Genomic DNA, 24,622 nt, shown 5'->3' with positions numbered 1-24,622 from the left:
ATTACAAACCAAATAATTGAACAATCACCACATCGATCGCTTTAATGGCAATAAATGGTAGAACCACACCACCCACACCATAAATCAACATATTTCGACGTAATAATTGAGTTGCAGTTGAAGGTTTAAATTTCACACCTCGAAGAGCAATTGGAATTAATAGCGGAATAATAATCGCGTTAAAGATTAATGCCGATAAAATCGCACTACTTGGACTCGCCAGATGCATCACATTTAAAACCTGCATTTGCGGAATCGCTGCAGCGAATAATGCAGGCAAAATTGCAAAGTATTTCGACACGTCATTTGCTAAAGAAAACGTTGTTAAAGCACCACGAGTAATCAACTGCTGTTTACCAATTTCAACCACCGCAAGTAGTTTGGTCGGGTCTGAATCTAGATCAACCATATTGCCTGCTTCTTTCGCAGCTTGCGTACCAGAATTCATGGCTAAGCCAATATCTGCCTGAGCTAATGCAGGTGCATCGTTGGTTCCATCACCGACCATCGCAACTAAACGACCTTGTTGTTGTTCAGTGCGAATACAAGCCAGTTTGTCTTCTGGTTTTGCTTCGGCAATATAGTCATCTACACCAGCTTCAGCAGCAATCGCAGCAGCAGTTAACGGATTATCACCCGTCACCATTACGGTTTTGATACCCATTTCTCTTAAACGAGCAAAACGTTCTTTAATGCCGTGTTTAATCACATCTGAGAGTTCAATCACGCCCAATACATGATGTTGATTTGCGACAACCAATGGGGTTGCACCTTTTTTTGCAACTTGCTCAACACGCGCTTTTAACTCTAAATCTTGAGAATAATCTTCATCGACAAATTTCAAAATGGCATCTAACGCACCTTTACGAATTTGATCACCATTAGGGAAATTCACACCAGAAATTCGGGTTGATGCACTAAAAGAGATAAATTCAACCTGCTCAGGTTCTTGCTGTTTTAGCCCTTGTTCTTTTGCTAATTTAACAATCGATTTTCCTTCTGGTGTTGGGTCTGCAAGCGAACTTACCCAAGCAGCCACTCGTAACTCAGACTCAGTTACCGAAGTTAAAGGATAAAAAGAAGTCGCTTGACGGTCGCCATAGGTAATAGTTCCTGTTTTATCGAGTAGAAGAACATCAATGTCACCAGCAACTTCTACGGCTTTACCTGATTTTGCCAAGACATTGGCTTTGAGCGCACGGTTCATACCCGCAATCCCAATCGCAGGCAATAAGCCCCCAATAGTTGTTGGGATTAGGCAGACCAATAACGCCACGAGCACAACTGGATCAAGTTCAACATGCAAATAATTGGCAATAAACGGCAAGCTAATCACGACAATTAAAAACGTGAGTGTCATCACCATTAACAAAAAGCCAAGTGCAATCTCATTCGGTGTTTTTTGACGATTTGAACCTTCAACCAAAGCAATCATACGGTCCAAGAAACTTTGGCCAGATTCAGCAGTAACCTGAACGATAATACGATCTGTAAGTACTTTAGTCCCGCCAATAACACCTGAACGGTCAGTTCCAGCTTCACGTAATACAGGTGCCGATTCACCTGTAACAGCCGATTCATTAATAGTGGCAAAACCTTCTACAATTTCACCATCGGCTGGAACAAGCTCACCTGCATGAACTTCAATAAAATCATTTAAGTGAAGCTCAGTTGCTGCAACTTGAGTCGCTTGACGGTCGGTCAAAGAATTGAGTCTTCGAGCGGTTAAGTTTTCTCTTGCTGCACGCAATGAAGATGCCTGACCACGACCTCTAGCCTCTGCAACAGCTTCGGCATAGTTGGCAAATAAAATGGTAATGAACAGGATAGCTGTTACTGCCAAACCAAATAACAGTGTGGTGTAACCCAAAATGGTACTGATTCCAGTAACCACTGTCCCAAGCCATACAATTGCCATCACAGGATTTTTAATTGCATGTTGTGGTAGCAATTTCACAAATGCATTTTTCCAAACTTCAAAATTTGGTACTGCCATGGTTTTTTTATGGCTATTTACATGAGTTTGTGTATTCATTTTCACTCGCCTCCTTAGCCTTTAACCAACAAAAGTTGATCGGCAATTGGCCCAAGGACAAGAACTGGCATAAATTGTAATAAGGTAAGCAACACCACAATCGTGATCAGCGTTAAGGCAAAAGTTGGCGTTTCAACTTGGAGGCTTCCTGCTGTTTCAGGTGCTTTTCTTTTTGCTGCTAAACGTGTTGCAATCATTAATGGTAAAATTAATGTCGGGAAACGTCCTAAAAGAAGAGCGATACTACAAGTGACGTTCCACCATACGGTGTTATCTCCAAGGCCTTCAAAACCTGAACCGTTGTTGGCAAAGGCAGAAACATATTCATAGAACACTTGGCTAATAGCATGTGGTCCCGGATTACTAATTCCAGATATGCCTGGAATGCTGAGGCTTAATGCGGTAAATACAAGAATGACTAAAGGTTGAATCAAGATAATAATCGCGAGCAACTTAATTTCTGCCGCTTCAATCTTGCGCCCAAACAATTCAGGGGTACGACCTGTCATTAAACCTGCAATAAATACTGCGAGTAACAGATAAATCATAAACTGTTGCAGACCACAGCCCACACCACCCCAAATGGCATTAATCAACATATTGATGAGTTCGACTAAACCAGTAAGCGGCGCAGAAGAATCATGCATCATATTGACCGAACCGTTATTCACCTGCGTAGTGATCGCTGCCCAAACTGCTGATGCGGCTGGTCCAAAACGTTGTTCTTTACCTTCCATTACGGCAAGCTGAGATGCTGTCGATGACATACTCTCAGACCAAACGGCGGCTGCACCTGAAATAAGCGACATGAAAAGCATGCTACCAAACACAAAGTAGGCAAACTTTTTACGCTGGGTAAAATGCCCAACCATAAAAATCACGGTAAGTGGAATGAGTAATATCGCAATCATTTCTAATAAATTAGAAAGTGGTGTCGGATTTTCTAAAGGCACACTACTATTTGGACCATACCAACCACCACCATTACTACCCAATTGCTTAATCGCTACCATTGGTGCAACTGGACCTAAAGGAATTTTTTGGGTTTGAACTGTATTGGCTTTATCAATCAGCTGTACTTCTGGCCCGCCTTGGAAAGTCGCTGGTACGCCTTGGCTGTTGAGCAATAAAGACCAGACAAAACAGAGAGGAAGCAAGAATCGGACTGTAGGGCGAATTACATCTGCCCAATAGTTCCCAATTAAAATTTGGTCTGGCTGCTCGGCAACATCGACTGCAATATGGCTTGGGCGCTGATAAAAGAAAGCTCTTAAGGTCGCGACAACTAAAGCTAGTCCCATCATTGGAGTAATGACTTGCAAGCCCACAATACCTGTCATTTGCGACAAATAAGATAATTGAGCTTGCCCAGAATAATGCTGTTGATTGGTATTGGTTAAAAATGAAATAACCGTGTGTAATGCTAAATCCCAACTCATATTTGGTGCATGATTGGGGTTTAATGGTAGCCATGCTTGTGTCATAAAAATAGCAAAAACGGCTATAGCTAGAAAAACACAGCTAACAACAAATGCTAGAGAATATTGTTTCCAGTTCATTTGTTGTTGTGAAGATATACCTAACAAGCGATAAACAGGATTTTCAATCCAGCGAAATAATCCATCGCCCGCCATCGGCTGATTTGTCATCACTTTGGATAGATATTTACCGAGGCACCATGCTAGAAAAATAGCAATAAATAAAACAAGTATAAGTTCTAACATGGCTATTCTCCTCTATACCCCTTGGCTTGATTTGCCAAACTGGAAATAAGGAGAGATGAAGAAATATCATTTGTTTTAAGTCCGCATAACACAATGCCAGACTGATGCAAGATGCGCATTTGAGAATTTATAAGCATCTTTATTGTCCTGAAATAACACTAATTTAGTGAATTTCAGTATGGATAAAATGCCCGTAAATTCTCTATTGAGGAAATTAAAGACCGCGTAAAGTTTGCGTAAAATCTAATTTGAAAGCCTTTAAACTTTAAAGTTAACGACTGGATAAAGCATGCTATCAGCCTTTAAGGTTTCACAAGACCAAAGTTCATATAAAGGAATTTTTACATCAAGTGCCAAAGGTAATTTTTTAGAATTAAATTGCATATGGTCCAGATCACTTCCCCATGCAATCAAATCTACATCTAATGAGATATGATGCGATGGACGAACACGTCCAGAATCTGATTCGAGTTGCTTTAAAAAAGATTCAATTCGGTCACACGATAAAGTGCTTTTTAATAGACATGCTGAATTCCAATAATCATCTCCAATACCATCTCGGCATGGAATTTGATAAACAGATGAAAACTGCACTTTCCCCAAAGTTGCTAATTGCGTATACGCAAAAGTAAAGTGCTGATCTGCGTCTAAATTACTCGCTAGGGCGAGCGCAAAAATTGTTTCTGGTGCGTTCAAGACGAATTCCTACAGCGTTTGCTTCTGCAATGATGGCTGGCTTACGGATGGTTATGGTAATTTTTTCAATTGTTGGAAAGGTTTCAAATAAACATTGCAAAACCAGATGAGCTGCGTGCTCAATTAACTCAGGTTTGGCTTGTTGAATGGTTTGAGCCGATAACTCACAAATCTGGGCATAGTTGAGTGTGTCCTCAAGTTTGTCAGACTGCGCTGCTCGGCTCAAATCATTATGGATGGTTAAATCCAACATTAAAGGTTGAATGATTTGTCTTTCCCAGTTGAAACAGCCAATCACTGTCTCAACCTTCAAGCCTTCAATAATAATGGCATCCATAAATTTAAACTGACCTTAGTGCTTTAACAACGAAGCAGGTTCCATATTTTGAACCATTTTCAAACGTTGGTCTGCATAAATATCAGTATATGGTGCGAGTACGCGCATAAAACGATCGAAATAAAGCATTTGCTTAAATAACAAGGCAAAATCACGTGGGAATTTAATACCGTGGCGCTCACCAACCCCTACCATATCCATCATAATGTCGTTTAAATCGGCTGGATTTGAAGCGAGAATTTGTTGAGGGTCAGACATTAATACGCCGTTAAACAAGCGCTCTAAATCTTGTGCCAATACACCAACATCAACTTTGTTATGAGTCATACCCATTTTCAGCATATTTTCAGCCATTGCCTGATAATCAGTTTTTTGCAATGCATCCATAAAGGCCATGCATGCTGTCCAGACTTCTGGCTTTAACTGGCCGACAATACCAAAATCAATAAAACCAATTCGACCATCTTCAAGCAACATTAGGTTTCCAGCATGTAAATCCGCATGGAAACTCTTACATAGCATGAGGCTACCGAACCATGTATTCATGGCAGTAATCAGTACTTGCGATGGATCTTTAGCATATTGTTTTACAACACTAAAGTCAGTCAAAGACACACCGTATAGGCGTTGCATAGTCAAAACACGACGTGTAGAAAACTGATGATAAACTTTAGGTGCAGTCGCAGCTTTGTTTTGTGAAATATTCAGATATTCAATAAAGTCATCTAAGTTTTGTGCTTCTTCAATGAAATCGACTTCACGAACCATACGGCTTTTAATTTCATCAACAATTTCTGAAAGAGCAGCAAATTTGATTTTTGGTACTGCACGTTCAAGTAGCTTAGCAGCCCAATGCACTACACTTAAATCTGTATATAAAATGGTTTCAACGCCAGGCTTTTGTACTTTAATAACGACATCTTCACCTGTGGTCAGCTTAGCTGCATGAACCTGAGCAATTGAAGCAGAAGCTAATGGTTTTTCATCGATATAGCTAAAAATTTGGCTTAAATCACGCCCTTCAAATTCAGACGCAAGCACACCTTGAATATAACTAAATGGGAGTGTTGGTGTCTGGTCTAGACAACCTTGAAATTCTTCTACATATTCTCGCGGGAAAAGCGATGGTGTACTCGCAATAAACTGACCAAGCTTAATATAAGTTGAGCCAAGCGACTCAAAAGTCTCTCGCATGAGTTTGGCATTACTTGGTTTTTCAGTTGCGTATTTAATTCCAGCTTTGGCCGCAACCACTGCTGTTTCACCAATGCGGGCGACGGAACGTAACCCATCAAACAAAATATTTTTTTTCATATTTCTTCAAAACCAAATCATTCAGGTTGAGTGTAGCAAATTTTGTTTAATTTACTGATTAGCTTGCCTGACAAAGTGGGCAATTTACATCTTTATCAAAACTAACAATACGTTGTGTCATATTTAAACCATCCCACAATAATAGTTTCTGCTTTAAAGGTGTACGATTTAAACCTAAATATAGCAAAGTGTGATGTGCTTGTAATGACGCTATCATTACAGGAGTAGTCGCAAGTACCCCTGATTCTGCACAGCGCAGTCCTTCATTGCTATGCTGTTCTTTCGGAAAAAGGCACTCATAACAAGCTGAATCTCCTTCAACCATAAACATTTGTGCCTGAAAACCAATTGCTGAAGCACTAATTAAAGCGACCTGATGCTTCTTACAAGCTGCATTTACTAAATAGCGGGTTGTAAAATTATCACATCCATCTAAAACCACATCTTGGTGTTCAACCAGTCTATCAATGTTATGTTCGTCTAACCGTTCGTTATAGTATTCGACACAGATATAAGGGTTAATTTTCTGTAAACGTTTAGCCAAAATTTCTGCTTTATAACGTCCGATATCTTCATGACCAAATGCAATTTGACGCTGTAAATTACTTATCTCAATCGTATCTGCATCAATCAGTGTAATTTTCCCAACCCCTGCTCGCGCAAGTAGTTCTGCACTGCTGCAGCCTATTCCACCAGCACCCACAATCAACACATTAGCAAGCTTGAGTCTTTCTTGAGCTTCAATATCCCATCCATCAAGTAAAATCTGACGGCTATAGAGATGCATTTCTTCATCACTTAACTCTACAAAATCGATATCTTGAAGCTCGGTCACGCGTTAATCCTTTCACTTAGAAGCGAAATGATTTTATGACTAAGTTCGTCATTATGAAAGCTATAAAATAGAAACAACTTTTTTATTCTAATAAACCTTATTTACCAACATTGCATCTATCAAGCTTTCTGCAACAATAGAAATATCTATTTTCTTTATTACTTAGGCTAAATATGACGCAATCATATATTGCACCTGTAGAGTTAGAAAAAGCTTATCGTTTATTAAATCATGGTCCAACTGTGCTTGTTTCTGCACAACATGGTGATGACCGCAATGTGATGGCTGCCGCTTGGGCATGTGCCTTAGAGTTCAAACCAGCCAAAGTGTCCGTGGTTCTTGATAAAAGTACTAAAACCCGACAGCTCGTTGAGCAAAGTGGCTATTTCACACTACAAGTTCCTTGCTATGCACAGCTTGATCTGACTCATCAACTTGGCACCATTAGTAAGTTGGATGATCCACAAAAACTTGAGCATTGTGGTGTTGAACTATTTTATCAAGAAGGTCTTACTAGCCCGCTTGTATCAGGTTGCATTGCATGGCTTGTCTGTAAACTTATTCCAGAACCTCATAATCAGTCGGCTCATGATTTATTTATTGGTTCTGTTGTGGGTGCATGGGCAGATAGCCGTGTTTTTAGAGATGGGCACTGGCACTTTCAAGATGCACCGAAAGAACTTCGAAGCCTGCACTATATTGCAGGTGGAACGTTTTACTTGATTGGTGAAGAAGTCAAAGCTCAGCTTTAATCATCAAAAAGCGAGTTTCATTTAAATTTTGAAGTGTATTGAATTCAACCTAGAAAATTTCTGCTCAATGGCAAAAGACCGCATAACAATTGCGGTCTTTTGCAGTCAGTGACTATTTTTTAAAATTTCATATTTAAACTTGAGCAACTTCACGAGCAATCACCAAACGTTGAATATCCGAAGCCCCTTCATAAATCTGGCTTACACGAACATCACGATAAATTCTCTCTACAGGGAAATCGCTCACGTAGCCATAGCCACCATGAATCTGGATCGCATCTGAACAAACTCGCTCAGCCATAGTTGATGCAAAGAGTTTCGCCATTGAGGCTTCTTTTAAACAAGGTAGCCCCGCATCTTTTAAAGTTGCAGCATGCAAAACTAGCTGATGTGCAGCTTCAATCTGAGTTGCCATATCGGCTAAGCGAAAACCAACCGCCTGATGCTGAACTAATTCCACCCCAAAGGCCTTACGTTCATTTGCATATTGCACGGCTGCATCAAAAGCCGCTCTTGCCATTCCAACAGATTGAGCAGCAATCCCAATACGTCCAGCTGCTAAATTAGAAAGTGCAATTTTATAACCCTCACCTTGTTGCCCTACCAAATTTTCTAACGGAATTCGACAGTCCTCAAAAGTAATGGTTGCTGTGTCTGAAGCATGTTGGCCCATTTTGTCTTCAATTCGAGTCACCAAGTAACCTTGTGTATTGGTCGGCACAAGAAAGCACGAAATGCCTTTTTTGCCAGCTTGTTTATCTGTGACCGCAAATACCAAAGCCACTTGGGCGTTTTTACCGCTGGTAATAAATTGTTTTACGCCATTTAAAACCCAATGGTCACCATCTCGCTCGGCTTTACATAGAATTGCGCTCGCATCGGAACCGACATGTGGCTCAGTTAAACAAAAGCACCCTAGCCATTCGCCAGAGGCAAATTTTGGCAAATAGGTTTGTTTTTGCTGCTCTGAACCGTATGCCAGTGTAATACCGCAAATCAAAGAGTTTTGTACGCTTACGATTGTCGAAATAGCACCATCGCCTGCGGCAATTTCCTCAATTGCGAGTACCAAAGAGACATAATCCATTCCCGCACCGCCCCATTCATTAGGAACGGTCATGCCCATAGCACCTAGTGCACCTAAATCTTTTAACTCTTGAGCTGGAAACTCATGAGTTTTATCGCGATGTGCAGCTGTTGGTTTTAACTGATTTTGCGAGTAATTACGCATCATCTCCTGAACCATACTTTGTTCAGCATTTAAGATCATTTAAATATCCTTGTTTTTATTATTTTGCTGCCATACGAATTGCACCATCTAGACGGATGACTTCACCATTTAAGTAAGAGTTTTCAGCAATATGCCCAACTAAACGAGCAAATTCTTCGGGTTTTCCTAAACGAGATGGATATGGCACCATTTGTCCTAAAGCATCTTGCACATTTTGTGGCATTCCTTTAAGCATTGGGGTTTCCATAATTCCTGGCGCAATGGTCATAATGCGAATGCCATGGCGCGCAAGCTCACGAGCAATTGGCAATGTCATCGCAACAATAGCGCCTTTAGATGCTGAATAAGCTGCTTGTCCAATTTGACCATCAAATGCTGCAACAGAAGCGGTGTTAACAATGATTCCACGGTCCTCTTCACCTGCTTCAACCGTGTTTTTACTCATTGCATCTGCTGCAAAACGCAGCATGTTAAACGTACCCGTGACATTAATTTGCAGCGTTTTTGAAAATAATCCCAAATCATGTACACCTTCACGACCAACTACTTTTGCAGAAGGGCCAATACCCGCACAGTTTACTAAGCCATGCAAACGACCATGTTTTACTAACACATCTTTAAAGAACTGTTCAGCAGCAGCTTCATCGGTTACATCAAGTTTTACGAAGTCAGCTTTTGACCCTAATTGTTTTACTTGCTGTTCGCCTGCTTCTACATTCATGTCGACCAATGTGACTGAAGCACCTTGCTTTACCAAATACTCAGCTGTAGCAGCACCTAAACCAGAGCCACCACCTGTAATCACGAAATGTTTCCCTTGAATTTTCATTATTTACGATCCTATAGAAATGTTCTTTAACTTTAGTTGTGAGAGTAAAAGTTGTTGTTTTCCGATACAATTTCAAAAAACCTCAAAATGCTTGCAGCTTTTGATCAATCCAAATTTTAAATATGAAATATTTCACTTGAAATATATGAAGAAAATATGAGTCTTTGACATGGTTGTCCAATCTTCTTTAAGTAAAGGCACAATTTCGATTGCACTAGTACATGAAGCACTGAGTGCGGCTTATGCCAAAGGCCTAAATACACAAATAATTCTAAATAAAGCAGGCATTCCCGCTGAATTACTGATGTCTCCAAAGGCTCGTGTGCCTGTTACGACATATGCCCAATTATGGATAGAGCTTGCTAACACCATGAACGATGAGTTTTTTGGTATGGATAGTCATCCCATGCGTCGGGGCAGCTATAAATTATTGACTAAACTTGTCAGTACGGCCGAAACTTTAGAAAAAGCACTCTACGATATTTTGAAGTTTTTTAACTTTGTTTTAGATGATATGCGTGGAGAATTAATACGAGATCAAGAAAAAGCGTATGTGATCATTCATGATCATGAACAACCTAAACGCATGTTTACCTATGCAACCTTTTTAATATTAGTACACGGACTTATGTGCTGGTTAGTAGACCAACGAATTGGCTTAAATAGTATTAGAGTACGTTGTCCTAAACCGAGCGATATTCAGGATTATCTCGTACGTTTCGGTGAAGATATTCAATTTAATGCCGAGATAAATCGAGTTGAATTCGATGCCCACTATTTAGATATTAAAATTAAAAAAGATAAAAAAGCGCTTTATGATTTTTTAGAACAAACTCCACAAAATCTTTTAGTTCGCTTTAAAAATGAAAATGCCTTGAGCGTTCTTATTCGTCGTCATTTATTGAAACTCCACCCCGCCCAATGGCCCGAACTCAAAGATGTTGCAAAACAACTCAATATTTCGGAAGCCACCATTCAGCGCCGCCTCAAACATGAAGGAGTCAGTTATCAACAAATTAAAAATGAAATCCGATGTGATATTGCCGTTGAACGTTTAAGTAAAACGAATGATTCAATTCAAGATATTAGTGAAAATTTAAGCTTCCAAGACCCTAGCGCCTTTCACCGTGCCTTTAAAAAATGGACTGGCGTCAGTCCAGGGGCCTATCGAGATAATTTAACTGCACACAAGCAATAAAATCCACACTCAATGAAGCTTGAGGCATAAAACCTTAAGCTTATGATATTTATGTCTTTTAAATTCAATATTTCAGATAAGTGTATTACTTAAAACTTAATAATCACTATAGAAACAGTGATTTATAATTTTATCTAAACTTTTATCTTTCAATCTGATTTACAAATCAAAATAACTAAGTTTGTAAGCCATCAAACGCGTGAAAGGATAATCTCTTATTTCATTTCGGTTCTATTTTTATCATGTCTTTAAAATCAAAATTTTCTTTATCAAAGACTTTGTTGGTATCAACATTGGGGTTTGTATTTGCTTCATCTGCTTTTGCAGTAGTTCCGGCTACACTTAAACTTGATTATGCTTACTACGCACCAACCAGTTTAGTCGTCAAAGATCAAAAACTTCTTGAGAAAGCACTCCCAAATACTCAAATTAAATGGGTTTTTAGTCAAGGCAGCAATCGCTCATTAGAATACCTCAATAGTAACAGCATCGATTTTGCTTCTACCGCTGGATTAGCAGCTGTATTAAGCCGAGCAAATGGTAGTCCAATTAAAACTGTTTACGTACAAAGCCAACCGGAATGGACCGCTCTTGTTGTTGCAAAAGACTCACCAATTAAAAGCCTAAAAGACTTAAAAGGTAAGAAAATTGCAGCCACCAAAGGAACCGATCCATTCTTATTTACACTACAAGCGCTAGACACTGTAGGCTTGAGTAAACGCGATGTACAGCTGGTTCATTTACAGCACCCCGATGGAAAAACTGCATTAGAACGCGGTCAAGTAGATGCTTGGGCTGGACTTGATCCTTTAATGGCTTCAGCTCAAATTCAATCGGGCGCGAAATTACTTTATCGTAATGTAGCATTTAATAGTTATAGCGTACTGAGTGTTAAAGAAGACTTTGCAAAGCAAAGCCCTGAAGCGATAGAAGCCGTTATTAAAGCCTACGAACAAGCCCGAAAATGGGCAAAAGCCAATCCAGATAAAGTGGCAGCACTTTTAGCTCAAGAATCAAAACTCCCTCTGCCTGTGGCTAAGCTACAATTGAGCCGAACCAACTTCGATCAAAGCATTCCATCGGCAACTCAGGCACAAGCGCTAAAACGTTCTGGGAAAATTTTGACTGAAGAAGACTTGGTTAGAAAAGGCACCAATGTCAATCAAGTGGTTGATCAGTTGTTAGATCCTCGCTTTGCTCAAAAAGTCGTGAAATAGTATATGAGTGATTCACTTAACAAAGCTGAGCTAAATCATTTCTTAGCTCAGCAGGCTTTAAAATCGCAGAAAAAGCATTTAAACAATAAATTTACACGTTGGTTTAAAGCGCTACTCATTCCACTCATCTTTTTGGGGGCTTGTGAATTTTTAGTCAGAAATGGCTATATCGATGCTTATCTACTCCCTGCCCCGTCTAGTTTATGGCAATCTTTTTTAGATTTAGCTCATAGCGATCTATTTGCCCACATTTATATTAGTACATGGCGTGTTCTGTTGGGCTTTATTATAGGAAGCGGTTTAGGTTTAGCTTTTGCGATTTGGGTGGGATTAAGTAAAGAGGCAGAAGCATATTTAGAACCAACTTTTTCAGCAATTAAATCTATTCCAAGTCTTGCGTGGATCCCACTGCTATTACTTTGGTTAGGAATTGATGAGGGTTCAAAAATTACATTGATTGCAATTGGAGCATTTTTTCCAACCTATACCAATACAGTTGCAGCAATTCATAATGTAGATAGAAAGCTCATTGAAGTTGGAAAAGTTTATCGGCTTAATGCTTTTCAGCGGATTATATCTATTATTTTACCGGCAGCCTCTCCAGGCATTTTAACGGGTTTACGCAACAGCTTAAGCTTATCTTGGATGTTTATGATTGCAGCTGAACTGATTGCAGCCACTCAAGGGATTGGCTATTTACTCAGTGATGGCCGAGAAACCTCTCGCCCAGATATTGTTATCATTGCAATTATTTTATTAGCCCTATTAGGTAAAGTAACCGATACCTTAATGAAACTTATTGAAAACTGGTTATTACGTTGGCGGGATACACTACAAAAGTAATTTTAAATCCAGCATGCCAAAGTGACTCGATCATTTTGGCCATAGTCTTGAATAGTTTTAATTTGGCTAAAACCATGCTCAGCAAATATATTTCGAACAGCTTGCCCCTGATCATAACCATGCTCTAGTGCAATCCAGCCTTGTGGTTTTAACCAGTTTTTCCCTTGAACAATAATAATTTCAATATCAGCCAGTCCCTGATGGTCTGCAACCAATGCACGGCGTGGTTCTGTAGCCAAAGCTTGCATGTGTTCATCTTCAGGGTCGATATACGGCGGATTAGAAACAATTAAATCAAATTTTTGTGGCTCTAGTGCTTCAAACCAAGCGCCGCAAGCGAATTTTACACGTTGCAAATTATGAGCTAGTGCATTTTCTTTTGCGACTTCTAAAGTAGGTGCATAAATATCAGTTGCTGTGACGAACCAATCCGGACGTTCACTCGCTAACGCAAGCGCAATTGCACCTGTCCCCGTTCCTAAATCAACAATATTTGCATTATTTGGCAAATTTAGATTTAAAACGGTTTCAACTAAAATTTCAGTATCAGGTCGTGGCACTAAAGTATCAGATGTTACTTTTAAATCGAGCGTCCAAAATGGCTGTGAACCCGTTACATAAGCTAAAGGCTCACCATTTTGAATACGTTCAAGACCAGCTACATAGTCTTGCTCTTGTTGGGCTGTTAACTCTTGCTCAAGTCTAAACTTCAATTCAAGCGAATTGATTTTTAGAAAATGCTCAAGTAACCAAGCATTTTCTTGTCGTTCATAACTATCAGGCTCACCACGAATTGCAAGCGCTTGAGCAATATTCATTAGCCGCCATTTTCCTGTGCAAGCATTGCAAGCTGATCTGCCTGATATTCACGATGTAAGCTATCAAGCAATTCAGTTAAATCACCTTCCATAATCGCGTCTAACTTATATAAAGTTAGGTTAATACGGTGGTCAGTCATACGACCTTGTGGATAGTTATAAGTACGGATACGCTCAGAACGGTCACCAGAACCCACTAAATCACGGCGCATTTCAGAAGTTGCTGCATCAGCCGCTGCACGTTTTGCATTTTCTAAACGCGATACCAAAAGAGCCATCGCTTTAGCTTTGTTTTTATGCTGTGAACGTTCTTCTTGGCACTCAACTACTGTGCCGGTGGGAATGTGAGTAATACGTACTGCCGAATCAGTTTTGTTAATGTGCTGACCACCTGCACCAGATGCACGGTAAGTATCAATACGCAAATCTGCCGGGTTAATTTCAACGTTAGTATCAACATCAATTTCAGGCAAGATTGCAACTGTACAAGCAGAAGTATGAACACGGCCTTGTGATTCAGTCGCTGGAACACGTTGTACACGATGCGCACCACTTTCAAATTTTAGGCGACCATAAACACCATCACCATCTACACGGCAAATGACTTCTTTAAAGCCACCATGCTCACCTTCATTTTCAGAAAGTACTTCAATACGCCAATTTTGTGTCTCGGCATATTTACTGTACATACGGAATAAGTCACCAGAGAAAATTGCAGCCTCGTCACCACCCGTTCCAGCGCGAATTTCTAAATAAGCTGCATTAGAGTCATTTGGATCTTTTGGAATCATCAAAATATTGAGCTGGCTTTCTAACTCTACAAGCAAATCTTTATTTGCTTGAATTTCTTCTTCTGCCATATCTTTAAAGTCAGGATCAGACTTCATCATTTCAGCAGTTTCAATGTCTTCTTCTGCTTGACGGTATTTGCCCCAAACTTCGGTAATTTCAGATAAATCACTATGTTCGCGAGACAATTTACGGAAACGTTTGTTATCGGAGATGACTTCCACATCTGCAAGCAACGCGGTAAGTTCTTCATGTCGATCACAGAGTTGATCAAGTCGTAAACGGAGTGACGCTTTCATAAGAGGAAATATCTCAAAAGTCCAAAAAGCTTATCGAATGCTATATAAATAGAAGATAAGCAAAATCGTAAAAATAGCGCATAGTTTACAGATTATGCCGCTTAAATGACATATATAATCAGCCAATTCATCAACTTTCACTGTAAATAGCGACTTATCAATGTAATGATTTTAGATGAGATTTGCAGGTCACTCACGTCTCTTCTCTTTACTATATGCACAACATAAATATATGTCTTTTGCCACGAGAGCTTTAATCAACTTTCCATGTTCAGATTGTGAGTAATCAACTCATTAAAATTAAATGAGACTCATGTTTATTTATATGGGTATTAAATATTCTATTTTAATAGAAAACATACAAACCAGACACTAAACTACAATAATGAATTGATGGTTCTCCATATTTTGAGAAACGTGTTTTGTTACATTTGCCGTAACAAAAGATATAGCGTCCTGCTGCTAAGGACACGGAGTAGAAAATGAAATTAAATGCTTGGTTATGTAGTGCTGTTTTAGCAACTTCTATGGTTACTGTAGCGCATGCTGACAACACAACACATGTAGCAGCTGCTTCTGCTTTAGGTAGTGTTGCTGGTACTGCAATTGGTAAAAGCATGGGTGGTACATCTGGCGCAACAATTGGTGCTGCTTTAGGTGGTGCTGGTGGTGCAGCAGTTGCAAGTGACCGTCGTCACCGTACAGAATCTGCAATTGGCGGTGGTTTAGGTGGTGGTGCTGGCTATACTGTTGGTAAAAGCATGGGTGGTACAAACGGTGGATACATTGGTGCTGCTTTAGGTGCTGCGGGTGGTTCTGCTTTAGGTAATAAAATTTCTAAAGACCGCGATTATGATCGCTCTTCTAAACACTGGAAGAAAAAACACCGTCGTCATCACTAATCAAATTTGATGAAACGTCTCTAAGCACCTTCGGGTGCTTTTTTATTAAGATCAATAAATATTCATAACCTCTCGCTTGCTCAGGATTTATCCATAAATTAATAGAAACCATACAAACAGACACAAAACTAACGTATCTCCTTTGGGGTTCTCCATAATTATCACGAAATTTTTTATTACATTTATCTCAAGATAAAAATACTGTCCTTCTCAGTAAAAAGGACATGGAGTTGCAAGATGAAAATGAATATTTGGTTAGCTAGTGCATTAATTGCAACATCGTCTATGGTGACAGTTGCACATGCAGATAATGGTACTCGTGTTGCTGCAACCTCTGCATTAGGTAGTGTTGTTGGTACAGCAATTGGTAAAAGCATGGGCGGCACAACAGGCGCAACAATTGGTGCTGCTTTAGGTGGTGCTGGTGGTGCAGCGGCAGCGAGTGACCGTCGCAATCGTACCGAAGCTGCCATTGGTGGTGCTTTAGGTGGTGGTGCTGGTTATACCGTCGGTAAAAATATGGGCGGTACCAACGGTGGTTACATCGGTGCTGCGGTAGGTGCTGCGGGTGGTTCAGCGCTAGGTCGTAAAGTTTCTGAAGATCGTAACTACGATGATCGCTATGATCGTGGTAGCCGTTATGATCGAGATGATCGTAGATATGACGATGGTGACCGTCGTTACTATAGTAAAGGTGGCCATCATCGCCGTCATGACAATGGTTTACACCGTGGTTGGTATAAAAATCGCTAATTCACATATAAAACAAAAGAGCACCTTCGGGTGCTTTTTTATTGAGAGATAAAAGTTAATATCGAAAAAAAACGATATACATTACCCCTCATATATCGTAGTATTTCGATATACCCCTATTCGAGAATATCGCATGCGATCACTTCAAGATACCAAGTTTTCAATTTTGGAACTTGCTCCCATTCGTAATGATAAAACCATAGAATTTTCGTTACATCATGCATTAGAGTTAGCACAACATGCAGAGAAACTAGGTTATGAACGTTTCTGGCTTGCAGAACATCACAACATGGATGGAATTGCGAGCTCTGCTACAGCGGTCTTACTCGGTTTTATTGCAGCACATACACAGCATATTCGTTTAGGTTCCGGCGGCATTATGCTTCCTAACCATGCTCCTTTAGTTGTCGCAGAACAATTTGGAACACTTGCTACGTTATATCCAAACCGTATTGAACTTGGCTTAGGCCGTGCTCCTGGTACAGATCAACTTACCATGCGAGCTTTACGTCGTGGTCATCAAGAAACAGAAGATCAGTTTCCAAGAGATGTTGTCGAAATCCTAAAATATTTTGATGCCCCTCAGGCAGGACAAAAGATTATTGCAACGCCAGGCCAAAATACCCATGTTCCTGTTTGGTTACTTGGGTCTAGTCTTTTTAGTGCGCAACTGGCGGCAAAACTTGGACTTCCCTACTCATTTGCCTCTCATTTTGCACCGCGTATGTTAGGTCAAGCGATTCAGCTCTATCGAGAGAACTTTGAGCCTTCTGAATACTTAGATAAACCTTATGTTTCTATGGGTGTGCCTGTTGTTGTGGCAGATACAGATGAGGAAGCTCAGTTCTTAGCAACGAGTGCGTACCAACGTGTATTAGGTTTAATTCGTGGCGAAAGTTTAAAACTTAAGCCGCCGGTTGAATCGATGCAGGGATTATGGAATACAGCAGAACAGCTTTCTGTTGAGAACTTCTATGCAATGGCGCAAATTGGTTCTGTAGATACAGTTCGCTCTGGTTTACAAAAACTTTTAGCGACATACGATGTTGATGAATTTATTTTCACATGCGATATATACGATACAGCTAAACGTTTAGAAAGCTTTACACAACTAATGAATGTAAAAACAGAACATTAAACTCCGCTTTGCATGCCCATACTTGAATTGATTTCGAGTATGGGTGACCATCTATCTGAAAAGACTTTACCCCGACTTCCTGCTTGGTTATTTATATTAAAACGATAAAAACATCATGATTTAAAACCCAAAAGGACTTTTGGAAAAATGAGTATTAATATTAAAAATAACACTTCAAAATCAGCAATTTTTCAAAATATTTCTCAAGATTTTGAAGACTTTACTGGTCAAGTGATTCCATCAACCTCAATTAAAGAATTTGATTTTTCACATTCATCTGTCGCGATTATTGGTACAAATCAAGATACCGTAACCCATCTTGAAAAAATCTGTCAACAAGCAAAATTTGTGACCGTATTTCAAATCACACCTCACTTTATTTTGCCTCATAGTCAAATGGGCACAAATAAGTTAATTACCCATCCTCTCATTATCAAAAACCGGAGATTATTTAACAATCGAGTAAAAAGTCTTTTGGCCTTACGTTTTCTTGATACTCAGGTGAGTGAAACATGGCTTAAGCGCCTTTTAACCCCCAATATGGCAACGGCTAAAAAGGTATTTTTTAAATCTGATAGTTATTATGCAGCACTCCAAAAATCCAACTGTAAATTACAAACTTGGCCCATTGTTAAAGTTAACCATAAGTCAATTCATAGCATGGACGGCATAGAACAACCTGTTGATATCATTATTAGAGCAACCGTATAAAAATAAAAAAAGCATGGTTTTTAAGCCATGCTTTTTTTATTTACTCATATTTTTGCAAATTGCCATGATCATCGTAATGCAAAATGACCCGTTGTTTCTTGTGCAATTCACTTAACATCTCGGAACTAACCGAAAATTGGGCTGCTAACAGTTCAACAGAACTATTAGGCGCCTTAGCTCTTCGGTCCTCGCCACTAAACCTAATCCAGTTATAACTCGCCCATAAAATTAAAATGAGCGCGCTAATTCCAATGAGTAATGCTAAATGTAATAAGGTCTTAACTTCTGATATATGGTCAACCCAGACATAATCATAAATTAAGTGTCCTTCAAAAACCCATAAAAACAGTGAAACCAATGGAAACAACAACCACATTAAACAAAACCAACCAATGGTTTGTAATGTGTAGTTTGCCGTTTTATTTTTGACGTATTCTGGCTGGTCAATATATTCCGGGATATCTAACGTTTCGATATCTTTATTTTCCTCAGGTTTCATGGGTTATCTCCACGGAAGCCTCGGTCTGGGCTTACCCAGCGGGCACGTTTTTTAGTGTTAAATAAAGTTTTTGGTACCGCAACGACACTTGTGAACAAAGTCAGCAGCCAGAAAAATAACGGATACCAAATGACCCAAAAATAATTTCTAAAAAAGCGACTACGGTCATAGCGCTGATCAATCCATAAACTCACTAAAAACTGGATTAAACATGTTCCGCCGAGTATTACACCATACCACTGTGGCATAAGCGTTTTGATCTGCCATTGCTGAGGCAACTCAATAAACAATCCGACAAAAAATAGCGTAAAAATCAGAATCATCACATAAGACCAGATAATACTGACTAGCGCCTCGATCATCACAGGCCACATTCTGCGGACACGCAGTTTGAACATTTGTGGAATATATTCTATAAGAACCTCTACCCCACCTTGTGCCCAACGAAGGCGTTGTTTCCATAACCCTTTAAATGTCTCAGGCATATAGATATAACAAAGCGCTTGTGGAATATACTGAATATCCCAGTGGTCGAGCTGTAACTTCCATGAAATATCAATATCTTCGGTAATTTTATCGTCTGACCAAAAACCGACTCGAACGAGAGCTGTTTTACGGAATGCCGCAATCACACCCGACACTGTAAAAATACGGCCATATGTACGCTGCGCACGTTTAATCAAACCAATAATCGAAGAAAACTCACCAACCTGTAATTTTCCTAAAATACTAGATCGGTTTAAAATTCGTGGATTACCCGTTACAGCCCCAATTCGCGGGAAGTTAATAAATGGTTGCATTAACCAAAGTACGGCATGTGGATGTAACAATGCATCACCATCGATACAAACAAGATATTCGTATTTACTAACTAACACCCCCGATCTTAAAGCTACGGCTTTACCCTGATTTTCTGCTAAGTGCACAACCCGAAGTCGTGAATCTTGCGCTGATAATTCATCTAGAATTTCGGCTGTCCTGTCACTACTTCCATCATTGACGGCGATTACTTCAAAATTAGGATATTTGGTTTGTAGTGCATAACGAATTGTTTGACGAACCTGAGCTTCTTCGTTAAAACACGGAATGATGATACTGCATCCTTCGCTGGTCGGTTCAGGAAGTGCTTGTTCGCGGTATTCTCTTTTAAAGAAGAACCAAAGTCCCCCTACCATCCATGTCCAAGCCATCAGTAAGGGATATAAAAAGGCAAAAGCAAATAGAATATCGAGTAATACTCTCATTACTTTTTCCCCTCTACCAATTCAGCAAAAGGCTGATACATCACAGGACTAGCATTCAGACTAATCGGATTATACAAATATTGATGAACATCTTTTGATTTTTCAAAGTTATAGCCATCGATACCAATTTTCTGGATTCCTACTCGCTGAATCGAAAAAAGTCCTTGCTGTACTTCTTCCCAAGCCGTTTTTTGCGAGTTTTCTGGTAATTCTAAAGTCAGCATTATTCTTTGCTTATCATTTTCATCAAGTGTATTTAAAAGCATTAACAACTCATTAAATTGCTTTTTCTTACCAATCACATCGAACTTCAAATTGACTAAATCATGTTGTAATAAAAGCGTTTTGATAAGTTCAGGTAGGTTTTCCACATGATCTAAATCAGGTGTAAGTAATAAACTAAACTGCGCCTGATTACTCATATTTAAATAAGGTTTGACCGCTTTTTTAGTCATTTGACTCAGTTGTGCGATCTGTTTTGATTGCTCAATACAACTATTTTCTTGGACTGTTATTTTTTGCATTGCGCAGTTTAAAGCTGTTCCTGCATTGAGCTGAACACCGCTTAAATTACTGTTAAAGCGTGCGATATCTTTAGCCAAATCTACAGTTAAAAATGGCTTATCTTTTTGAGGATAAGCTGGCAACTCTAATATTACCGATTGACCTGCCCGAGTTTGAGCCTGCCATAAACTACGGTTTAAAATATCTTGTTGAACTGGCATTTTATTTGTAGGGAAATAAGCAACATCATATTGCCCATCTCCGTTTTTATCTTCTAAAGGCTTTAAGATTAGAGCATTGTTTTTTAGGCTATATAGTTTTGATAACAACTGTCCTAGTTTTTCATCGGTCTGAGCATTTTGTGGAGCTGCTAATTGCTTTAAATCCATACTCACAAAATGACGAGGTTGCTTAAATAAATCTGACTCTTCGAAATTCAGAATATTTAACATACCTTCGGTGAGCTGTTCAGCTGTAGGGTTACCTATAACCAAGCTTCGTTTAAATGTTGAATCATTCACACGATTCATACCATCACGACCCAAACTGAAAGAAAACTCAAAGCCTGCTTGCTGCGCTAGTTTTTCCAGTTGCTCATTCACAGCGCCATAAGGCCAAATAATTGCTTTCGGATTAACACCGACTTCTTTTTTCAAAACAGCGTAAGATTTTTTCAAATCCTGCAAAATACGTTGTTGATATTCTGCATCTGTTTCATAACGTGATTGCGATTTTAAATAAGCATAAGAAGTTGCAGCCGGTTGCTCATTACCTTGAGGATTTGCCAATACACCATGATGTAAATCATCACTATGGCTTGCAAACTCGGCTAAGCCCGATACTTGCATTTCACGAACTTGAGCCCAGTTCACCAAGTTACCCTGCCCATAAGCTTCATAACCTGCCTGAGTATTGCCATTTAACCAACTGGTGGGAAGAGCAAAAACTGCTGGAATTTTATATTGCTTAAGTAAAGGAAATACTCGGCTATAACTACTCAAAGCACCATCATCGAAGGTAAGTAGAATAGAGTTATGAGGTAATTCTTTACCTTGCTTACGAGCCTCTTCAATATCTTTCAGACGAATCGGTTTCCAATCAGACTGACTGAGCCAATCAAGAAATTGCGCCAGATTATTGGTCTGAATCGCATAAACATCACGGTCGCCTTCCTTTAGTACGTCATCTCGCACATCATGAAAAGTTAAAGAAACCGTATGATTTTTTGGTAGTTCAGTTTCAATGCGGGCATGAGAAAATTGTACGGGTAATAATGTTGAAGCAAACACACAGCTCAACATTTTTGACTTCATATTATTCATTAAAAACGCCCTTCAAATCCAAAAATACCGTAGGTATGTTGTTCATCATGACCATCGTATGGATGGTATTGCCAACCAATTCCATAATTAAGTTGCCAAGTCCGTGAGAGCTGCCATTGATGTTGATATTGCAAAGAATATGTTGGTCGAGCTGAGTAATCTGCTTGTTTATAAAGCCCGACACCAGCTTCAAAATGCTGTTTAAATGAGCGTTCGTATTCTCGCCAAGTGACCCAGTCATGACTTAAATTCAACTCAGCACTGTAGTGATTGCTTGGGCTAAAGTAAGCTGTCTGATCTTGGCTATTGCTACCATAAAATCCACGAACGGTTCCGTAGGTAATATGGTGAGGCGCATCAAATAATCGCTCGCGCCAAAAAGTAGAAAATTCTTGTTGTTTATTACCATCACTTATATCGGTTAAGCCATAACTTGCCCCAATTTGACGCGACTCATCTTTTTGCCATGTCAAAGCGGCACGGTAAGCCTGCCCATCCTCACCAGCGTCAATTGCCTGCAATGGAATATTAGCTTGACTGTCATATTGCAATTGATATTGCCAGTGATCGTTTAACCATTGCGACCAATCAAGACGAACTCCTGCTTGTCCACCATCCGTACTTTGCGAAAAAATTGCCGACAATGCCTTACGGTTCGCTTGCCACTCAGCACCGACGCCATAACGTTGGTCATGCACATCACCAAAACGATATTCTCCGAAACGGTCTTGATGCCAAGCAAATAGACGATAATTATCTTTAATCCACGGGCTATTAAGACGAGTTTCCATTTCGCGGTCTTTTAAACCATTTTGCCCACTCACAGAATCGCTATTCTCTGCTTTACTCTGCCCCCAAGTCGTTGAGTGTGAGATGGTTGCTCTATCACGATCATCCAACTCTTTTCGACTTTTAACTACACCGCTATCTTCAGGATAATATTGCAAAAGACTTTCTGTGCTTTTGCGCCATTCAGGAATATTCCCTAAAGCCTGAGCATTTTGCATCTGGTTAATTCGAGTATCTTTGGCAACTGGTGTTAAACCATTTAAACGAGCAATTGTTTGTTTGGACTGTAAAGGTTTATCTCTCCAACGCTCAACACGAGCCAAATTATTAATTAAACCTTCGTTGGCAGGTGCAAGATCTACTTGTTTGTTGAAGTGTTTTTCTGATTGATCCAAATGATTTGCATAAGCTAAATGCATACCTTGTAAAGCAATATAATCATCACGATCAGGATGGCTTGATTTATCTACTCCTTTCGCTTGACTATATTTATACGTAGGGATTAACCGATCAACATCACTTAAAAGTTGTTCAGCTTGTTTATATTTTTCTTGTTCAATATATGAGTAGTACAGTCCAGTATATACCGTCATATCTGAATAGTTTTTTTCAGCAAGCAAGGTTTTAAAAGCAAGCTCAGCTTGTTGCGGCTGTCTTTCAGCCAAATAACTATCAGCGATCGCATGACGAATATAAGCAGGTAGTTTTTCTAGAGGTACATTTAATTTAGTAAATTGATCTAATACCGTACGGCTACGCCCGCGGAAATCTAACGCATATATATAGTCATAATGGAATCTTAAATAATTAGGATCTGACGGTTGAATCAAAGACTGCATTTGTTCGCCTTGCTTTAACACAGCATCAAGCTCAGCAAAAGCTTCACTATCTGCAATGCCTTCCCGATTCAAATATTTATAACGAGTAATTGCGTTATTTACACGTTGAGAAAATTCACTCACTTGTAGCCAGTGTTGTAACGATTCTGTTTGTGGGTTTGTATCGCTGGCAAGCAATAATTGCTGAGCCTTGTTATAGGCCCCTACAGCTGCTAAGTCATAACTGTATTCTTGTAAAACGGCAAAAGACTTCGGCTGCTGCTTATATGCTTGTTCAATTACAGATAAAGCATCTACAGGCGAATTAATGAGCCGATATGCATAGGCGATTTGTACAAGTTGCTCAGTCTTCAGATTTTTAGTATTAATCTTTGCTAACTGTGCTTTGCCATTTACAATATCTTTAGCTTCAGCATATAAAACTGCCAGCAAAATCTGTCCATCAGGCGTCTTTTGAATATTAAATTTATTTGACCAAGCAATCGCATCTTTAAAGTGTTTAAAATCACGAAAATTACGTATTAAAGGTAGCTGTCCATATTCTGGAAAAGTAACTAAATTAATATTCGCTAAATGCTGAGAAAAAGTTACTAGATCTTTTTTTTCATTTGACATTACAACTAAATAATCAGCTAGCAATTTTTGATCATGCGGATAGGTTTTTAGCAATTGATCCAGTTGAAATATTGCTTGGTGAGTTTGTCCAGTTTTGTAGGTGTGAATAGCCTGCTCTCTCAATTCATCCACTTGAGCAGCATATAAATTGAGAGGCAAGATGTATACCAATGAAAAAACACATTTTTTTAGCATTTTGATAATCGGATAGTCCCATATCGAGGTGAGAAAGTATAATTAAAATAAAAAACTAATCACACAACACAAAAATAATGTGAACTATTTATCATTTTTAAATATTTAATGTATTTTTACATGATTTTTAAAAATATTTAGCAAAATTAAATAATTAGAATTTTTAAACTTACTCAAATATATACATTTCTTTT

At 39.2% G+C, this 24,622-nt stretch carries 22 protein-coding genes and 1 pseudogene; 9 read left to right on the top strand and 14 right to left on the bottom strand.

The annotated features are described in order from the left end of the window. Nucleotide 1: 1 nt before the first annotated feature. From kdpB to QLG01_RS08020, 6 genes are all read right to left on the bottom strand, one after another. A complete protein-coding gene (gene kdpB / locus QLG01_RS08045; RefSeq protein ID WP_081407578.1) occupies nt 2-2,041 on the bottom strand; it encodes a potassium-transporting ATPase subunit KdpB in 2,040 nt (679 codons plus the stop codon). An 8-nt stretch (nt 2,042-2,049) separates the two neighbouring features. Continuing rightward, nucleotides 2,050-3,759, bottom strand: a complete 1,710-nt coding sequence (gene kdpA, locus QLG01_RS08040) for a potassium-transporting ATPase subunit KdpA (protein ID WP_282496200.1) — start codon at nt 3,757-3,759, stop codon at nt 2,050-2,052. Between the two features lie 258 nt (nt 3,760-4,017). Continuing rightward, nucleotides 4,018-4,455 carry a 2-amino-4-hydroxy-6-hydroxymethyldihydropteridine diphosphokinase gene (locus tag QLG01_RS08035; RefSeq protein WP_282496199.1) on the bottom strand — a complete coding sequence of 146 codons (438 nt, stop codon included), beginning with the start codon at nt 4,453-4,455 and terminating at the stop codon, nt 4,018-4,020. Next, a complete protein-coding gene (gene folB, locus QLG01_RS08030; protein ID WP_282496198.1) occupies nt 4,412-4,792 on the bottom strand; it encodes a dihydroneopterin aldolase in 381 nt (126 codons plus the stop codon). Before folB ends, QLG01_RS08035 begins: the two co-directional genes overlap by 44 nt. Before the next feature lie 15 nt (nt 4,793-4,807). Beyond that, a complete protein-coding gene (locus QLG01_RS08025) occupies nt 4,808-6,106 on the bottom strand; it encodes an AarF/UbiB family protein (protein ID WP_282496197.1) in 1,299 nt (432 codons plus the stop codon). A gap of 58 nt (nt 6,107-6,164) precedes the next feature. Further along, the gene (locus QLG01_RS08020; protein ID WP_282496196.1) at nt 6,165-6,941 is read right to left on the bottom strand and encodes a HesA/MoeB/ThiF family protein; all 777 of its coding nucleotides are present in this window, start codon (nt 6,939-6,941) and stop codon (nt 6,165-6,167) included. Nucleotides 6,942-7,114: 173 nt separating this feature from the next. On the opposite strand from QLG01_RS08020, the gene QLG01_RS08015 reads away from it, so the two are divergent. Then, complete coding sequence (locus QLG01_RS08015; RefSeq protein ID WP_191900061.1) at nt 7,115-7,693, top strand: flavin reductase family protein; 579 nt, start codon at nt 7,115-7,117, stop codon at nt 7,691-7,693. A gap of 133 nt (nt 7,694-7,826) precedes the next feature. Here the strand turns inward: QLG01_RS08015 and QLG01_RS08010 are convergent, their stop codons facing one another. Both QLG01_RS08010 and QLG01_RS08005 read right to left on the bottom strand, forming a co-directional pair. Continuing rightward, entirely contained in the window at nt 7,827-8,963 is a 1,137-nt protein-coding gene (locus QLG01_RS08010; RefSeq protein WP_198308468.1) for an acyl-CoA dehydrogenase family protein, read from the bottom strand. 19 nt (nt 8,964-8,982) lie between these two features. Continuing rightward, nucleotides 8,983-9,753 carry a 3-hydroxyacyl-CoA dehydrogenase gene (locus QLG01_RS08005; RefSeq protein ID WP_151821850.1) on the bottom strand — a complete coding sequence of 257 codons (771 nt, stop codon included), beginning with the start codon at nt 9,751-9,753 and terminating at the stop codon, nt 8,983-8,985. Between the two features lie 169 nt (nt 9,754-9,922). On the opposite strand from QLG01_RS08005, the gene QLG01_RS08000 reads away from it, so the two are divergent. The 3 genes from QLG01_RS08000 (at nt 9,923) to QLG01_RS07990 (ending at nt 13,011) form a co-directional block, all read left to right on the top strand. Next, nucleotides 9,923-10,951: an AraC family transcriptional regulator gene (locus QLG01_RS08000; protein WP_282496195.1), complete on the top strand. Its 1,029-nt coding sequence runs from the start codon at nt 9,923-9,925 to the stop codon at nt 10,949-10,951. 242 nt (nt 10,952-11,193) lie between these two features. Beyond that, nucleotides 11,194-12,168 carry an aliphatic sulfonate ABC transporter substrate-binding protein gene (locus QLG01_RS07995; protein ID WP_282496194.1) on the top strand — a complete coding sequence of 325 codons (975 nt, stop codon included), beginning with the start codon at nt 11,194-11,196 and terminating at the stop codon, nt 12,166-12,168. Between the two features lie 3 nt (nt 12,169-12,171). After that, nucleotides 12,172-13,011, top strand: a complete 840-nt coding sequence (locus QLG01_RS07990; RefSeq protein ID WP_282496193.1) for an ABC transporter permease — start codon at nt 12,172-12,174, stop codon at nt 13,009-13,011. 2 nt (nt 13,012-13,013) lie between these two features. On the opposite strand, the gene prmC is transcribed toward QLG01_RS07990, so the two are convergent. Together prmC and prfA are read right to left on the bottom strand one after the other, a co-directional pair. Continuing rightward, nucleotides 13,014-13,829: a peptide chain release factor N(5)-glutamine methyltransferase gene (prmC, locus tag QLG01_RS07985; RefSeq protein WP_282496192.1), complete on the bottom strand. Its 816-nt coding sequence runs from the start codon at nt 13,827-13,829 to the stop codon at nt 13,014-13,016. Further along, nucleotides 13,829-14,917: a peptide chain release factor 1 gene (prfA, locus tag QLG01_RS07980; protein ID WP_005306718.1), complete on the bottom strand. Its 1,089-nt coding sequence runs from the start codon at nt 14,915-14,917 to the stop codon at nt 13,829-13,831. The genes prmC and prfA overlap by 1 nt, the downstream gene beginning before the upstream one ends. 181 nt (nt 14,918-15,098) lie before the next feature. Here prfA and QLG01_RS07975 point away from each other — a divergent pair. From QLG01_RS07975 to QLG01_RS07955, 5 genes and pseudogenes are all read left to right on the top strand, one after another. Further along, nucleotides 15,099-15,203 (top strand): annotated as a pseudogene (locus QLG01_RS07975) (LysR family transcriptional regulator); the annotation flags it as partial. 196 nt (nt 15,204-15,399) lie between these two features. After that, entirely contained in the window at nt 15,400-15,819 is a 420-nt protein-coding gene (locus QLG01_RS07970; protein ID WP_005306721.1) for a hypothetical protein, read from the top strand. 237 nt (nt 15,820-16,056) lie between these two features. Next, the gene (locus QLG01_RS07965; RefSeq protein WP_005306723.1) at nt 16,057-16,572 is read left to right on the top strand and encodes a hypothetical protein; all 516 of its coding nucleotides are present in this window, start codon (nt 16,057-16,059) and stop codon (nt 16,570-16,572) included. A 133-nt stretch (nt 16,573-16,705) separates the two neighbouring features. Next, nucleotides 16,706-17,710, top strand: a complete 1,005-nt coding sequence (locus QLG01_RS07960; RefSeq protein WP_282496191.1) for an LLM class flavin-dependent oxidoreductase — start codon at nt 16,706-16,708, stop codon at nt 17,708-17,710. 147 nt (nt 17,711-17,857) lie between these two features. Further along, entirely contained in the window at nt 17,858-18,421 is a 564-nt protein-coding gene (locus tag QLG01_RS07955; RefSeq protein WP_151821855.1) for a flavoprotein, read from the top strand. Nucleotides 18,422-18,461: 40 nt separating this feature from the next. On the opposite strand, the gene pgaD is transcribed toward QLG01_RS07955, so the two are convergent. Genes pgaD through pgaA form a run of 4 tightly spaced genes read right to left on the bottom strand, consistent with a single transcriptional unit; the run spans nt 18,462 to nt 24,428 of the window. Further along, a complete protein-coding gene (gene pgaD / locus QLG01_RS07950) occupies nt 18,462-18,920 on the bottom strand; it encodes a poly-beta-1,6-N-acetyl-D-glucosamine biosynthesis protein PgaD (RefSeq protein ID WP_151821856.1) in 459 nt (152 codons plus the stop codon). Then, nucleotides 18,917-20,164 (bottom strand): poly-beta-1,6-N-acetyl-D-glucosamine synthase, encoded by a 1,248-nt coding sequence (gene pgaC, locus QLG01_RS07945; RefSeq protein WP_004791476.1) that lies wholly within the window; start codon nt 20,162-20,164, stop codon nt 18,917-18,919. The genes pgaD and pgaC overlap by 4 nt, the downstream gene beginning before the upstream one ends. Beyond that, on the bottom strand, nt 20,164-21,990 hold the full coding sequence (gene pgaB / locus QLG01_RS07940) for a poly-beta-1,6-N-acetyl-D-glucosamine N-deacetylase PgaB (protein ID WP_282496190.1): 1,827 nt from the start codon (nt 21,988-21,990) through the stop codon (nt 20,164-20,166). The genes pgaC and pgaB overlap by 1 nt, the downstream gene beginning before the upstream one ends. Then, entirely contained in the window at nt 21,990-24,428 is a 2,439-nt protein-coding gene (pgaA, locus tag QLG01_RS07935; protein ID WP_282496189.1) for a poly-beta-1,6 N-acetyl-D-glucosamine export porin PgaA, read from the bottom strand. Before pgaA ends, pgaB begins: the two co-directional genes overlap by 1 nt. Between the last annotated feature and the right edge of the window lie 194 nt (nt 24,429-24,622).

It is taken from the genome of Acinetobacter sp. V89_4, assembly GCF_029967875.1.
Taxonomy (GTDB): Bacteria; Pseudomonadota; Gammaproteobacteria; order Pseudomonadales; family Moraxellaceae; genus Acinetobacter; species Acinetobacter oleivorans.
The sequence above is the reverse complement of the archived record's forward strand: the minus strand, read 5'-3'. Positions and strand labels throughout refer to the sequence as shown.